At 63.7% G+C, this 14,844-nt stretch carries 10 protein-coding genes and 1 pseudogene (2 of these 11 running past the window's edge); all 11 read left to right on the top strand.

Annotation, left to right across the window (positions count from 1 at the left end; translation table 11 throughout):
* Positions 1 to 102 precede the first annotated feature (102 nt).
* Complete coding sequence (locus E8P82_RS03190) at positions 103 to 762, top strand: 50S ribosomal protein L25/general stress protein Ctc (RefSeq protein ID WP_136453049.1); 660 nt, start codon at positions 103 to 105, stop codon at positions 760 to 762.
* A gap of 10 nt (positions 763 to 772) precedes the next feature.
* Positions 773 to 1,357 (top strand): aminoacyl-tRNA hydrolase, encoded by a 585-nt coding sequence (gene pth / locus E8P82_RS03185; RefSeq protein WP_136453048.1) that lies wholly within the window; start codon positions 773 to 775, stop codon positions 1,355 to 1,357.
* Between the two features lie 176 nt (positions 1,358 to 1,533).
* The gene (locus E8P82_RS03180; protein WP_168796475.1) at positions 1,534 to 4,164 is read left to right on the top strand and encodes a LuxR family transcriptional regulator; all 2,631 of its coding nucleotides are present in this window, start codon (positions 1,534 to 1,536) and stop codon (positions 4,162 to 4,164) included.
* The gene (locus E8P82_RS03175; protein WP_136453046.1) at positions 4,161 to 6,842 is read left to right on the top strand and encodes a helix-turn-helix transcriptional regulator; all 2,682 of its coding nucleotides are present in this window, start codon (positions 4,161 to 4,163) and stop codon (positions 6,840 to 6,842) included. The genes E8P82_RS03180 and E8P82_RS03175 overlap by 4 nt, the downstream gene beginning before the upstream one ends.
* Before the next feature lie 324 nt (positions 6,843 to 7,166).
* Positions 7,167 to 8,654 (top strand): sugar transferase, encoded by a 1,488-nt coding sequence (locus E8P82_RS03170; RefSeq protein WP_136453045.1) that lies wholly within the window; start codon positions 7,167 to 7,169, stop codon positions 8,652 to 8,654.
* Between the two features lie 74 nt (positions 8,655 to 8,728).
* Positions 8,729 to 9,187, top strand: a complete 459-nt coding sequence (locus tag E8P82_RS03165; RefSeq protein WP_136453044.1) for an FAD synthase family protein — start codon at positions 8,729 to 8,731, stop codon at positions 9,185 to 9,187.
* Complete coding sequence (locus E8P82_RS03160; protein WP_136453043.1) at positions 9,187 to 10,398, top strand: DUF1972 domain-containing protein; 1,212 nt, start codon at positions 9,187 to 9,189, stop codon at positions 10,396 to 10,398. The genes E8P82_RS03165 and E8P82_RS03160 overlap by 1 nt, the downstream gene beginning before the upstream one ends.
* Before the next feature lie 32 nt (positions 10,399 to 10,430).
* Entirely contained in the window at positions 10,431 to 11,237 is an 807-nt protein-coding gene (locus tag E8P82_RS03155; RefSeq protein ID WP_246020918.1) for a CDP-alcohol phosphatidyltransferase family protein, read from the top strand.
* Positions 11,238 to 11,548: 311 nt separating this feature from the next.
* Positions 11,549 to 12,058, top strand: a complete 510-nt coding sequence (locus E8P82_RS03150; protein WP_136453041.1) for a hypothetical protein — start codon at positions 11,549 to 11,551, stop codon at positions 12,056 to 12,058.
* A gap of 2 nt (positions 12,059 to 12,060) precedes the next feature.
* Positions 12,061 to 14,844 carry the 5' portion of a LamG-like jellyroll fold domain-containing protein gene (locus E8P82_RS15240; protein ID WP_136453040.1) on the top strand. It continues 99 nt past the right edge of the window, so the window shows 2,784 of its 2,883 coding nt (coding positions 1-2,784); its start codon is at positions 12,061 to 12,063; the stop codon falls past the right edge of the window.
* Positions 14,840 to 14,844 (top strand): annotated as a pseudogene (locus E8P82_RS15480) (PKD domain-containing protein); its annotated part runs 205 nt beyond the window's last position; the annotation flags it as partial. The gene E8P82_RS15240 and the pseudogene E8P82_RS15480, both read left to right, overlap by 104 nt.

Below are 14,844 nucleotides of genomic sequence, written 5' to 3'. Positions count from 1 at the left end.
GGATGTACCTCCGGATTCCTGAACCATGCGGACCTGCTCCCGCCTGGCAATGCCCAGAGCTTGCGCCCTTCCGGCCGAGCCGCAATGTCACGAGGAGAAACCATGTCCGAGCAAAAACTCCCTGCAAATGTCCGCACAGAATTCGGTAAAGGGGCGGCGCGGCGGGCGCGCCGCGCAAACATGATTCCCGGCGTGGTCTACGGCCATGGAGCGGATCCGATCCACGTTCTGCTGCCAGCGAAGACCACCACGCTGGCGGTACGTACCGCCAACGCCCTGCTGACTCTTGACATCGAGGGAGAGGACCACCTCGCACTGGTCAAGGACATCCAGCGTGATCCCATCAAACAGATCGTGGAGCACCTTGATCTGCTGACCGTTCGGCGCGGCGAGAAGGTCGAGGTGGACGTCGCCATCCACGTCGAGGGTGAACCGGCCCCAGAGGTCGTGTCCAACCTCGAGGCCAGCACGGTGCTGGTCGAGGCCGATGCAACGAATCTTCCTGAGACCCTCACCGTCAGCATCGAGGGCCGCCAGATCGGCGAGCACGTCCTCGCCTCGGACATCGAGCTGCCCTCCGGCGTCACGCTCCTCATCGACCCGGAGACGCTGATCGTCAACCTCATGGCTCCTGTGGTGCAGGATCTCGGCGACGCCGAGGAAACTGAAGAGACCGACGTGGACACCGAGGCCGTGAGCGAGGGCGCGACAGCCCCCGACGCCGATCGGGATGCTGTCGTCACCGACGCCGACGAGCGGTAGGTAGTCACCTGTGTCCACGGACACCTGGCTCGTAGCCGGGCTGGGAAATCCCGGACCCGGCTACGCGGGCAACCGGCACAACGTAGGCCAGATGGTTCTCGATCTGCTGGCAGGCCGTGTACAGGGACGTTTCTCGTCCTCGAAGGCCCAGGCGGTCACTCTCGAGGGACGCCTGGGTGTCGGGGGACCCCGGGTCGTCCTCGCGAAGCCACTGACCTACATGAACCTCTCCGGCGGACCTGTCGCGACGCTGGCACGCTTCCACGATGTCGCGCCGGATCATGTCATAGTCGTACACGACGAGATCGACATACCCGCCAATACCGTCAGGCTGAAACTGGGTGGAGGGGAAGGCGGCCATAACGGCCTGCGGGACATCAGCAAGGCCCTGGGTACGAAGGACTATCACCGCGTGCGCGTGGGAGTAGGACGACCACCGGGCCGTCAGGACCCTGCCGATTTCGTCCTCAGGGATTTCGGTGCTGCGGAGAAGAAGGACCTTCCATTTCTGCTCGACGATGCGGCAGACGCAGTGGAACTTCTCATTTCCGACGGTCTTCTTCCGGCGCAGCAGCGCTTTCATCCGAGCAAATAGAGGACGCGGCCGACCCGCGGCCGATCAGTGATAAGTCCGTGCAGACGCGCGATACAGTGACAGGACAACGCAAGCGTCTCAGGATGGTAGTTGACGATGGGGAAGAATTCCGCGGTTCCGACGATGCTGGGTCAGACGGCGTTCCGTCGTGTTCGATCGATCGACGGCTGTGGTCGATGAGCAGTGTCGACCTGCGCTGGCCCTTTTCCGGACGGCGCGATGAACTCACCGCGATCGAGGCCGCATTTCGGTCGGACTCGGTCGGTGGCGTTATGCTCGTCGGCCCGGGTGGGGCCGGTAAGACACGTGTGGCACAGCAGGCGGTGTCGAGCTTGTCCGCGCATTTCGACCATGTTTATATTCGTGGAGCGGCAGCGTATTCCACAGTCGCCTATGCCGCGCTGAATGTTCTGCTGGCCGAGCTCGATGAGGCTACGACGAGAAGCCCGCTCCTGATTCTCATCGCGTTGCAGCGCATGTTCGATGAAAATTCGTCCGGCCGGCGCATCCTCATGCATGTCGACAAAGTCGAGGACGTGGACAGCGACTCCGCCGCGGTGATCGTCCAGCTGGCACGGATGGGTGCGGTGCACCTGCTCATCACCTGTAAGGACCTTCTCCGTGCGCCAGAAGCATTCTTCGATCTATGGAAAGACGAAGTGCTGGAACGGATCGATCTCCGGCCCCTGACTCTTGACGCCACCACCGAAATGGTATCGGCTGCGCTCGAGGCGCCCGTCTCCCGGGCTGCAGCCCAGGAATTGTGGACGTCGAGCGGTGGCAACCCGAAGTTCCTCCAGATGGCGACAGAAGCGGCGGTCGATTCCGGGCGACTGTTCCCGCAGCACGGGGTCTGGGTGATGAGTCACGGGCCGCACGAGCATGTCGTCTGGGCAACGGAGGATCGACAGATACCCGAGCTTGTCACGATGTCACCCGATGATCGGACGGTGATCGAGGTACTTGCTGTTGCCGGCAGCCTACCCGTGACCCTGCTGATGCAGGCAGTGCAGTCCACCTCGCTCGACTCCCTGCAATCCCGGGGAATGCTGATGCCCGATGGAGTCGATGAGCCTCTCCTCAGGCTCTCCTGCGGCGTGCTCGCGGACGTCGTCCGTGGTCAGTACACCTCCGCTGCGGGAGTCGACGCGCTGGAGGTGCTCGGTCGGCTCCGGAGTGCGCCGGGAGTGCCCATGGAGGCGACGCTGGCACTGGCAGCATGGTCCCTCTCCCGGGGCGAGGTGCCGGACAGCTCCGAACTGGCAGGCCTCGCGCAATGTGCGAACGACCGTGGTCTCGATGTCATGGCAGCCCGGTTCCTCGACGCTCTGCCGACAGGCCAAGGGTCGCTCAGGGCAGGGATAGAACGCGCTCGTCAGTTGTGGTGCGAGGGCGCAGTGGCGGACGCTCTCGATACCGTCGAGCATCTCCTGGTGCCCGGATTGACAGATGATACAGCGCTGCGCGACTGGGTCGACGCGAACGTCCTGGCCTCTCGTCTTCGGAGGAGAACACCCGGCAGACGGGAGGAGGCGGACGCTCTGCTCGATGCGGTGAGCGCGCAGGTGCAGCGTCATCGCGGTGCTGACGAGGACCTGCGCGCCGTGCTCGATCTGGCCCGCCTGGAAGCGTATGTCTTCGAGGGCGAGTTCGATTCGGTGTGCGCACGGGCTCCCGGTGTCCTGGCGCATCAGGCGAACGAGACCCCGGGGAGTCTGCGGATCAGGACCATCCTGGCTTTCGCGCAGTCGAGTATAGGAGAGCAGGAAGCGGCCATCAGGGCGGCTGAGGCCGTTGTCGAGCGTCTGGACGATGTGCGGTCGAAGCCGACCGACCACGGGATGGCCTTCGGGCATTTCCTGGGTTCGCTGTTCATGGCCGGGTCCTGGAACGAGTGCCTCGAGCTGGTGAGCGAGAAGAGCGACGAGGTTGTCCCGGGCCTTGAAAGGTCGACGCTCGAACTCTCCGAGGGGTTGATCCTCGCCTACCTCGGAAGGAGTGGAGAGGCACTGGTGAAGCTCAAGCCGGCCATCGGCCAGCTTCATGTCCGGGATCGGTACGGGTTCCTTCCCCTCGCGGAGGCTGCTGCGGCCTATGTCAGTGCTCTCAACGGGGACTCCGACGACGCCCGGCAGTACCTATGTGCGGTCGATGTCACCAGACTGCGCTCCCCCTGGTACCTGCGCGAAGCGGTGCTGTACTTCCGGCTCCTGACCGAAGCGTGGTTGGGCACCGCCGACGTCGTCTCCATCGACTTTCTGGAACACGCTCGTCACCTCAACGAGAAGGGCTTGCGCGGCGTTGAGCTCTTCTTCCTGTGCCAGGCTGTGCAGCTCGGACGCTACGAGTCCGCGGATTGTCTCACTGCTGCAGCTGTTGCGAACGAGGGACGGTTCTCCCGGCTGACGGAGGAATTGGCCAAGGCATTGTCCTCGCGTGACCCCGGTGCGCTGAAACAGGTGGCGCTCGAGGCCCTTGAGCTGGGGAACGCCAATCTTGCCGGTGATCTCGCGGCGCTGAGCATCGATCACCTCGTCGAGACGGACGATCCGATGATCCGTGTGCAGGCCGAGCAGATCCTGAGAAGGACCGCTATCCCAGCGCGCCGGCACCAGCGGCGAAAGCTGCTCAGCGAGAGGGAACGCGCAATTGCCCGGAAAGTAGCCCAGGGCGTACCGAACAAGGAAATAGCGCAACAGGAACACATCTCACCGCGTACCGTCGAGGGTCACGTACACCAGATCATGTCCAAGCTCGGACTCTCCAGCCGAAAACAGCTGTCGCTCATCTTCAGGCGACAGCAATGATCGCCCCAGCATTCGGCGAAGATCTTGTCGGAAGAGCTGGCCTGGTCAGTGAGATCATCGTCGCACTCAGGGATACGAGCGGCTTCGGTGCACTACTCGTCGGGGAAGCGGGGGTGGGAAAGACCGCCGTGGCACGTGCAGTTCTCGAGCAGCTCGACTGGAGCGCGCCGGTCCTTCCGCTCAGGGGAGACTCCGCTCTGCGCAGCGTCCCCTATGGTGCGTTCGCGCCGTATCTTCGAAACCTCTCGCCGGGCGAGGACGACTCACCCGTCGCAGTGCTTCGCGCCGTGATGGCGCAGCTGGCACGAGGACGAGCAACGCGTGGTGAGCGGCATCCTCCGCTCATCGTCGTCGACGACGCACACGACCTCGACGGCAGCTCGAGTACTCTGCTCGCGCAGCTCATCAGTGCGCGACGTGCGAGGGTTCTCGTCATCATGCGGGATTCGTCGCCTGCCTCGACCGAGTTCCGGAGCCTCAGCACCGATAATCTGCTGACCCGCTTCAACCTGGCACCCCTCGAGCTGGAGGAGGTGAGAGCGCTTTGCGAACGAGTACTCGGTGGACCGGTGCTCACGGGTACCGCGCACACGCTGGCCGTGGCGACGGGTGGTAACCCGAAGCTGCTGCGGACGGTCCTCGGACACGGGGAGGCGCAGGGGTATTTGACGCAGGTCGCCCAGGTGTGGCGCCTGAACTCCGATACGCCGGTGCTCCATCCGCAGCTCGTCGATCTGGTCGGTGCACGTCTGCGTTCCCGAAGCGACATGGAGAAGGCCGTGCTGGAGTTCGTGGCACTGGTGGAGCCGGCGACGGTCGAGGTACTGGCCCGGCACGTCGACGGTGAGGTGCTCACGCACCTGCTGAACGAACGCCTCATCGTGGTAGGACAGGAGCCCCATCGCACGGTGAGCGTGAATCCACCGCTGTATGCAGACGTGCTGGCCAGCCAAGCACCGACAGCGCGCACCATCAGTCTTCGCCGGACGTTCATCGAGGCGCTTCCACCCGCGCCGGAGTCACCCGAGCGCACCGTGCAGAGGTTCTCCTGGAGACTGGCCGGCGGTGCCGCCACCGACGACAGGACGCTTCTCGGTGTAGCTGACATCGCCAACGGTCTGCGCGATCACACCCTCGCACTGCGGGCGGCACGAGCGGTATCGGCTTCCGCGCTGCGTGGGCGTGCACTGGTCGAAACTGCTCGTGCACATTTCGGCAGGAAGAACGCGGTGCACGCCCGTGACCTCGTCGACGAGGCCTTGCGTGACTGCCGCGATCTTCACGTGGCCAAGCACGGCATTCTCGTGTCCTTCGAACTCAGAGTGAGGGCGGCGTCATCCCACGAGGACCTCCGCCGCGACGTCGCGCACTGGAAGTCGCTCATCTCGGCCATCGAGAGTCTGCCTAGAACCGACCGGACCCCCGAGGATTACGTGCGTGCCCGGCTGGGATGCGCGATCCTCGAGTGCCGGGTGCGACTCCTCGAGGGACAGCTCGAAGAGCTCGAGGAGGACCTGCGCACTCTCCTTTCGCACCCTGACGGGACGGCGGAATCGCGAGTCGCGTGCATGGTTCTGCTCGGAGACCTGCTCGGCACGCTAGGGCGAACCGACGAAGGGAGCACCTACACGCTTCGGTCCCTGAAGGACATCGAGACCGGTGGTGCGTCCTTGCTCGCCTACCGGGAGGTCGCAGTCGAGAGGCATGTGCTCCTGCTGACGAACAGTGGGCGCCTCGACGAGGCGATCGCTCTGCTCGATGAATGCCTGCGCGCATACCCGCTCAGCGCCACCTACTACGGAGCGTGGACGGACTTCGTCGACGGTACTCGTGCACTACGGTCCGTCCGCAACAGGGAAGCGCGTGATCGCTTCCTCCTCGCCCGTGAGGGTCTGAAGGAATGCGGTGACACTCAGTCGGTACCTCTGGTGACAGCAATGGCCGCCTATGCCTGCGCGCTGGTCGGCGAGACCGATTCGGCCTTGTCCCTCATCGGGGAGCTCGATCGCTCTCCGTCGAGCACCTCGCAGGCCGTGCGGACAGCGAGTGCGATCTACGCCACCGCCACGATGGACCTGCTACCGAACACGACCCGTACGGGCGCCGACCTACTCACTCTCGCAGCGCAGGCGGAGAGGGACCACATGAAGGCGTTGGCGAGCACTGCCCTCCAGCTCCTGGTACTCATCGGAAACACAAATGCTCTTGATCCGCTCGTCGCATTGCTGCCCGACGTGGAGGGCGCCGATGCGCGGATACTCCTGGAGTTCGCCAGGGCGGCGAAGGCGAGGGACGGCGATGCGATGCTGGGAGCGGCATCGGCGGCCGCAGGTATCGGCAACGTCGCCCTCGAATTCGCAGCACTTTCGCTCGCCCACCAGAGTCTCGATGAGCAGGGCTCGAGGAGACGCGCACAGGAGACCCGTCGGCGTCTCGTGATGCTGGGCGAACAGCGGCAAGGACCGGTGCCTTCGCCCTTCGTCTCGGCATATCCCTCGGCGACGGCACCCCGCCTGACTCCCACAGAGCGCTCCATCGTTGATCTCGTCAGAGAGGGCTACTCGAATCGCGATATCGCGGATTCCAAAGGCGTGTCGGTCCGTACCGTGGAAGGCCATCTCTACCGGATTTTCGCCAAGTTCGGCGTCAACCGTCGCGAGGACCTGCGTGAGCCATGAATCTGTCGGGCAAGTAGTCCAGGAGCTGATGCGTAGTAGGTCCGAGTAGTCGGCAGGTAGTTGCCGCACAGATCCCTCAGGTCGAACGGGTAGACCGTACTCGTGTGCAGCCGACGAATGCTTCCTAGGGTCGCTGTATAGGGTTTTTCCACAGCGCGGGGGGATTGTGAAGAAGCGGGTCTTGACCATGGGCAGCTCGTCCTGCAACGAGCTCCGGGTTGGTCGAGCGAGAACCCTCCACAACATCCTTCCGGAAGATGGAGATCGACGTCGGCCCGACGCAGTACTGCCACTCGTACGATCCTGCGGCGGCTCGAGTACGAGATGACGCAGACCCACTCCACCGCTTCTGTTGCCTCCTCCGCCCCGGCGATTTCGGCAGCTCAGCAGGTCGTCGCATCCGGTACCGCGTGGCGGCGTCGCTACCAGAGGTCGCTGACATGCACCGACTCCGTGCTGATCCTCGGGATCCTGCTGCTGACCGTCAACCTCGTGACGCTCCACGCGAGTACTGAGCGTAGAACGTACGTTCTCGGACTGGGTGGGGCCATTGCTGTCGGTTGGATGGCAGCCATGGCACTGTTCCGCACGCGGGACTCGCGGATGGTCGGTACCGGGGCCGGCGAGTACCGCAAGGTCGTCAGGGCGAGCGTGTCCACCTTTGCCGCAACGGCGATCGTCGTGGTGCTGCTCGATCTGCAGTACTACCGCAGTCTGCTCGTCTTCGCCCTACCCGCAGGAACCCTCCTGCTCCTGGGCAGCCGTTGGCTCTGGCGCCAATGGCTGATCCGGCAGAGCCGCCTCGGACACTATCTGTCGCGCGTGGTGGTAGTGGGCCGCACTGCCGATGTCCGCTATGTGGCAGCTCAACTGGCGAAGAAGTCAGGGGCGGCCTACGACGTCGTCGGTGCCGTGTACGAGGGAAAGTCCGGTGGCACTGAACTGCGCACAGGAGAACGCGTCGTACCTGCTGTCAGTGGCCTCGGCAGGATCGAGGAGTTCGTCATGGAGATTGGCGCGGACGCAGTGATCGTTGCGGGGCACCTCCGCAAGGGGAGCGCATACATCCGCCAGCTCGGCTGGCGCCTGGAGGCGTCCAACACCGAACTGGTGCTGGCGTCCTCGCTCACCAACGTGGCCGGACCTCGCATCACGATGCGCCCGGTCGAGGGACTTCCGCTCATGCACGTGGAACTCCCGCACTTCAGCGGCGGACGGCACGTGCTCAAGCGCGCCATGGACGTCGTCGTCTCCGCCACCGTCCTGGCCATCCTCTCGCCGCTCTTCCTTCTTCTGGCCGTTGCGGTACGGCATGACAGTCCCGGACCCGCATTGTTCGCCCAGGAGCGCGCAGGCAAGGACCTCACCAGTTTCACGATGTTCAAGTTCCGCTCCATGGTCACGCGCGCAGAGGATGAGCTGGAACTGCTCAAGGATCAGAACCAGGCGAGCGGCGTCCTGTTCAAGCTGCGGGACGACCCCCGCGTGACACGTCTCGGCCATATCCTCCGCAAGTACTCTCTCGATGAGCTGCCCCAGTTCTGGAACGTCCTGCGCGGCGACATGTCGCTGGTGGGGCCTCGACCACCACTGCTGAGCGAAGTGTCCGGATACGAGCAGCACACGCATCGCCGCCTGCTCATCAAGCCCGGCCTCACCGGTCTGTGGCAGGTCAGCGGACGCTCCGATCTGGATTGGGACGAGAGCGTGCGGCTGGACCTGTACTACGTGGAGAACTGGTCCGTGATGGGAGATCTGATGATTCTGTGGCGCACGATCAAGGTCGTGTTCAAGCCCGTCGGAGCCTACTGATGAGGCCATCATTTTCCAAGCGTGCGGTGCTGGACCGGACGTCCGAGCTAGGCAACAAGACACCAGGAGGCCCGATGGGAATTCGGATCGGCTACGCAGCAGGGGCATTCGACCTCTTCCACATCGGCCATCTCAACCTGTTGCGCCATGCCAAGAGCCAGTGTGACTTCCTCATCGCGGGAGTGGTGGCGGACGAGTTGTTGCTGGAGAGCAAGGGGCGGCTACCGGTGGTACCGCTCGTGGAGCGTCTGGAGATCGTCAGTAGCGTGCAATTCGTCGATCGGGCGGTACCCGAGGACATGCCGACGAAGCTCGAGATGTGGGAGGAGCTGGGCTTCAATGTGCTCTTCAAGGGCGACGACTGGAAGGGATCATCGAAGGGCGATGAACTCGAAAGGGTATTCACCCGAGTAGGCGTCGAAGTGGTCTACTTCCCGTACACCGTCCATACCTCGAGTACAGCGCTCCGTCTCGCCCTGGACACGCTGCGGCGCGGTGTGACGCACGATCCGATGATGAACGGGACAGTCTGATGCCCGAATCGCGCATACGTCCAGCCGGCGCCGTAGGTTCCTCCGGATTGCGCATCGCACTCATCGGCACCCGCGGTGTGCCTGCGAAGTACGGCGGTTTCGAGACCTGCGTAGAGGAGGTCGGCAGTCGACTCGCTTCACTCGGCCACGACGTCACCGTCTACTGCCGTTCGTCGTCGGAGACTTCCCCCGACGAGTATCTCGGGATGCGCCTGATCCACCTGCCGTCCATCCGACGACGCTCCCTCGAGACACTGAGCCACACTGGTTTGTCCGTCAACCATCTTCTGTGGAACCGTACCGATGTAGCGATCGTCTTCAATGCGGCGAATGCCCCCTGGCTCCCGGTGATCCGAGCAGCAGGAATTCCCGTTGCCACTCATGTCGACGGTCTCGAGTGGAAGCGGGCGAAGTGGGGCAAGATCGGGAAAAGGTACTACAGGTCCGTGGAGGCGCTTGCGGTCCGATGGTCGGATGCATTGATCGCTGATGCAAAGGGTATCCAGGCCTACTATCGGGAGCGCTTCGACGCCTCCACGGAGTACCTGGCGTACGGTGCGCCCATTCTCGACGACGCAGGGAGCGAGAAGGTGAGGGAGATCGGCCTCGAGCCAAGCGAGTACCACCTCGTTGTTGCCCGGCTCGAACCGGAGAATCACGTCCATCTGATCGTGGACGGGTACCGACGGAGCTCGGCCCGCTTGCCGCTGGTGATCGTCGGTACGGCGCCCTACGCGCCCGCATACATCGAGAAGATTCGCTCGCTCGCTGACGACCGGGTTCGGTTCCTCGGAGGAGTCTGGGATCAAAAGTTGCTCGACCAGCTCTATGCTAACGCACTGGTGTACTGGCACGGACACTCGGTCGGCGGAACGAACCCTTCGCTTCTCCGTGCGATCGGAGCAGGTGCAGCGACGAATGCATTCGACGTCGATTTCAACTCGGAAGTGCTTGGTGACGCTGGCCGCTACTTCGCCGAGAGTGAGGACGTCGTGCGCCTCGTGGAGGCAGCGGAGCGTGACCGGCAGGATTGCGAGACCAGAGGTTTGCTGGCAAGGGAGGCAGCAGGACGCTACGACTGGGACGATGTCGCGCTGCGCTACGAAACGCTCTGCTATGAACTTCACGACCGCGGACGACGCCCTGGCCGGAGGCGCGCAGTGACGGCACCGACGATCGCGGCACCCTCCACCTCGGCGGCGGCGCGATGAACGTCATTGGGGGAGGTCATGCGTCACGGGACGTGACCAATGCTGTCGGCTACCGCACCACGGTGAAGGCACTGGCGAGTGCCCAGAAGGTCGCGGCGCCAGGCGCTCCGCCCTACTCCATCTACATCAACCGCCGTGCCGGCCGATATCTGGCTGCAGTCTGCCACAGTGCCGGACTGAACCCCAATATCGTCAGTGTCATCAGCGCGGCCTTCACCTTCACAGGGATAGGGTTTCTCGCGTTCGGAGATCTGTCGTGGTCCCTCGGCGTCGCCGTCTGGCTCTGCCTTGCCGTGGGTTACGCCTTCGATTCAGCGGACGGGCAGGTGGCGCGATTACGCGGTGGCGGATCACTGGCCGGCGAGTGGTTGGATCACGTGGTGGACAGCGCCAAGGTTTCAAGCCTCCATCTCGCCGTTCTCGTTGCCGCATACCGCGGATTCGATCTGCCGCACCCGGGATGGATGCTTGTTCCCCTGGCCTTCTGCATCGTCGCCGCAGTGTCATTCTTCTCGATGATCCTCAACGATCACCTGAAGGAAATCCATTCCCTCAAAACGGGGACGGTGCTCCTGAGCGGCTCCGGATCCAAGCTCAAGTCATTTCTGCTGCTCCCGACCGACTACGGGTTCCTATGTCTCCTGTTTCTGCTGCTTGGGGCTCCCGATTTCTTCTTCATCCTCTACACGCTCGTATTCGTTGCGAACCTCGGACATCTCCTCCTCGCATCCGCGAAGTGGTTCAGGGACATGGGGCGACTCGACACGAACAGTACGACCAGGGGTGGTACTGACGACCGATCAGATCAGGTACCGGTCACAGGGGGGCAGCACTCGTGACCACACCTCCCAGTCCACGCTCCCCGGAGCACGCCCCTGCGCGGAGGAAGGGCTGGTGGACAGTGGGACTCACTCTGGTGGTCGCCGCCATCCTGGTCATCAGCTTCGCCTACGTGTCATCAGCACCGGACGGGGTGGAACCGAGTGCAAGCCGATCGTCGCAGTCCCCATCGTCCTCCCTGCTGATGCCGTCTGCCCAACCTGACGAAGCCCCTGGGTCGGAGACGACGTCGCCGGGCGGACCACGGCTACCACCCACTGCCGCCGCGCAGCCCGTGACGCCGAGCGAGAGTGCGCAGAAGGACCCTGGTATGTCCGCCGGACCGGATGAGGAGGTGACCGCCACGGAGGAACCCGAGGAGGTGGCACATCAGGTCGATGGAGACGCGGAGCTCGCGACCATCGAGCAGCCTGTATCCAAGGCTGTGAAGCTGGAGGAGCCGGCCGAGGTGACCGACGGGATCACGGCAACGGTCAGCTCCCTGGAGGCGATACAGGCTGAAGCATTCGGTATCGGTGAGATAGCGGGACCCGCGCTGCGCTTCGTCGTGACCGTGCAGAACGCTACCGACAGTGCGGTTGACCTCGGTAACTCTGTAGTGACTGTCCAGTACGGGCCCGACGAACTGCCGGCGGTCCAGCTCACCGGGTCGGGCGCGAAGCCGTTCGAGGGTTCAGTCCCTCCGCACGAGTCGGTGAGCGCCACCATGGTCTTCGCCGTACCAGTCGATCAGCGCGCCCAAACGACGATTCTCCTCAGCATCGAGGCCTCGTCCCCGATAGCGGCATTCCACGGCCCAGCACCAGTCGAAGAAGGATAGCAATGAGCTCTTACCAGCTGGGTTCCGGTCGGGCCCTGACATCGATCGGTATTCTCCGCCGTCTCCCGGGGGCGGGGTTGCGCAGGATCACCGCCATCATGTGCACGCTCGTCATCGGCATATCGGTGGCTCTTGTCGGTGCTCCGGCTTCCGTCGCCGATACATCGCCGATGGATCCGTCGGCCCCGGACAGTCCGACGACCGTCTCCGCCGATGCGCTTCCCACCGTACAGATCGACGGTGTCGTCTGGCAGCAGATCGTCCTCGGCAACACGGTGTACGTCGCGGGCAGTTTCACGACGGCCCGTCCGGCCGGCGCGCCGGCCGGCGTCAACACGGTGTCCCGCAACAACATCCTGGCCTATGACATCCGCACCGGTACCCTCATCGACTCCTTCGCCCCGGATCTCAACGGGCAAGCCACAGCCATCACATCATCGCCTGACGGCTCCCGGATCTATGTCGGTGGTTCATTCACCTCTGTGAACGGAGCCTCGGTCTGGCGCGTCGCGGCTCTCGACCCGTCCACCGGACGCCTCCTCACGAATTTCGTCCCGAAGATGGATGCATCGGTTCGGGCCATCGTGGCGACCAACGACACGGTCTATCTCGGCGGTGTGTTCACCGGCGTCGGTTCCGTGGTCCGATCGCGGCTTGCCGCCTTCAGTGCGAGCGACGGAGCGCTGCTCGACTGGGCGCCGGCGGCCGGCGACGGACAGGTGAATGATCTTGTCCTGTCGCCGGACGGGACGAAGATGGTGGTGGGAGGATCCTTCACGACGCTCAACGGTTCCAATCGACCCGGCTACGGACTGGCTGCCCTCGACGTGGCGACCGGTCAGCAGCTGCCCTTGCCCGTGAATGACATCGTCCGCAACGGGGGACCGAACGGATCGATCACAAGCCTGTCCTCAGATTCCACGAACGTCTACGGGTCCGGCTACACCTTCGGCCGTAGCAGCACACTCGAAGGGATCTTCTCAGTGAAATGGTCCGACCTCTCGACCGAGTGGCTCGAGGACTGTCACGGCGACACGTATTCGGTGCATGCCCAGGGCGACGTGATCTACGCTGCTGGACACGCGCACTACTGCGGAAATATCGGTGGCTTCCCCCAGGAAGCACCCTGGGACTTCAACAGGGCCATCGCCTTCAGTAGGACGGCCACCGGCAAGATCTCAGACGAGGCGCATGGATACACCAATTTCGAAGGAAATCCTTCGCCCACTCTTCTGAACTGGTTCCCGAGCATTCTGGACGGACGGTACACGGGCCAGAACCAGGGTCCGTGGTCCGTCACCGGGAATTCGCAGTATCTCTCCTACGGGGGCGAGTTCCCTTCGGTGAACGGGACCGCGCAGCAGGGCTTGGTCCGGTTCGCCGTCAAGGACCTTGCACCCAACAAGCGTGGTCCTCGGGTCACGGGTGCGAACTTCAACCCGACCGTCAGATCTCCCGAGGCGGGCGCTGTGCGGGTACGCTGGCAGGCCAACTGGGACCAGGACAACAAGAACCTGACCTATCAAGTCCGTCGTGACAACGCCGTGATCAAGACCGTGGACCAGGAATCCACCTTCTGGGAGCGGCCGGGTTTGACGTTCCTCGACGAAGGGCTCGTGCCCGGGCGTCAGTACGGCTATCGAATCTTCGCCACTGATCCACTTGGTAACGAGGTCCGGTCCGACACTGTCCTGGTGACCGTTGCGTCCGAGACGCCGCCGATCGGTGCATACCAGCAAACCATCCGACGCGACGAACCGGCGCATGCTTGGCGACTCGGGGAGGCGACCGGACCAACCGGATTCGACGAGGTTGGCGCTGACGACCTGGCGGCATCGGCTGGGGTCACGTTCGGCACGGCAGGAGCGATCAGCGCGGAGTCGAACACCGCTGTAACACTGAACGGGACGACGAGCGGAATCCTCTCAGATCCGACCCGTGTCAAGAGGCCTAACGTCTTCAGCGCGGAAGCGTGGATCCGGACGACTAGTACCAAAGGTGGCAAGGTCATCGGGTTCGGCAACGCCCTTAAGACGCTGTCGGACGACGTGGACCGTCACGTCTATATGGCCAACAATGGCCGGCTGTATTTCGGGGTGGCCCCGAAAGGAGTGCGCCGAACGATCAACAGTGCCGCCAGCTACAACGACGGACGATGGCATCACGTCGTGGCCACACTGGGGTCCGAGGGCATGCAGCTCTACGTCGACGGGGTACGCGTGGCCACTCGATCGGACACGACAACCGGCGAGTCCTACGACGGGTACTGGCGTATCGGAGGCGATAATCTGAGTGGGTGGTCGTCCGCGCCGACAAGCAGGTATCTCGCCGGGGCAGTGGACGAGGTAGCCATCTACCCATCGGCGCTCAGCGCCGAGGCGGTGAAGCGCCACTTCGATGCGGGAACAACGGGCGTGCTTCTGAATGCACCGCCGGCGGCTCGGTTCGTGTCGGTGGTCGATGGGTTGGGTGTCGCGGTGGACGGGTCGGGTTCGACTGACTCGGACGGGACGGTCGAGTCGTATGCGTGGGACTTCGGTGGTGGGGTGACGGCGACTGGTGTGAAGGCGTCGCATACGTATGCTGCTGCCGGGACTTATCCTGTGCGGTTGACCGTCACGGATGACAAGGGGGCGACGCACAGTACGTCGAAGGATGTGACAGTTGTCCAGGCTCCTGCGAATGTACCGCCGGTGGCTGGGTTCGTGTCGGTGGTCGATGGGTTGGGTGTCGCGGTGGACGGGTCGGGTTCGACTGACTCGGACGGGACGGTCGAGTCGTATGCG

This window comes from Arthrobacter echini (assembly GCF_004803505.1).
Classification (GTDB): domain Bacteria; phylum Actinomycetota; class Actinomycetes; order Actinomycetales; family Micrococcaceae; genus Arthrobacter_D; species Arthrobacter_D echini.
Note: the sequence above shows the minus strand (reverse complement) of the source record. Positions and strands in the feature narration are given on the sequence as shown.

Coding starts and splice junctions, on each gene's coding strand:
- E8P82_RS03190 (WP_136453049.1), top strand. CDS start 103: ATGTCCGAGCAAAAACTCCCTGCAAATGTCCGCACAGAATTCGGTAAA.
- E8P82_RS03180 (WP_168796475.1), top strand. CDS start 1,534: ATGAGCAGTGTCGACCTGCGCTGGCCCTTTTCCGGACGGCGCGATGAA.
- E8P82_RS03175 (WP_136453046.1), top strand. CDS start 4,161: ATGATCGCCCCAGCATTCGGCGAAGATCTTGTCGGAAGAGCTGGCCTG.
- E8P82_RS03170 (WP_136453045.1), top strand. CDS start 7,167: ATGACGCAGACCCACTCCACCGCTTCTGTTGCCTCCTCCGCCCCGGCG.
- E8P82_RS03165 (WP_136453044.1), top strand. CDS start 8,729: ATGGGAATTCGGATCGGCTACGCAGCAGGGGCATTCGACCTCTTCCAC.
- E8P82_RS03160 (WP_136453043.1), top strand. CDS start 9,187: ATGCCCGAATCGCGCATACGTCCAGCCGGCGCCGTAGGTTCCTCCGGA.
- E8P82_RS03150 (WP_136453041.1), top strand. CDS start 11,549: ATGTCCGCCGGACCGGATGAGGAGGTGACCGCCACGGAGGAACCCGAG.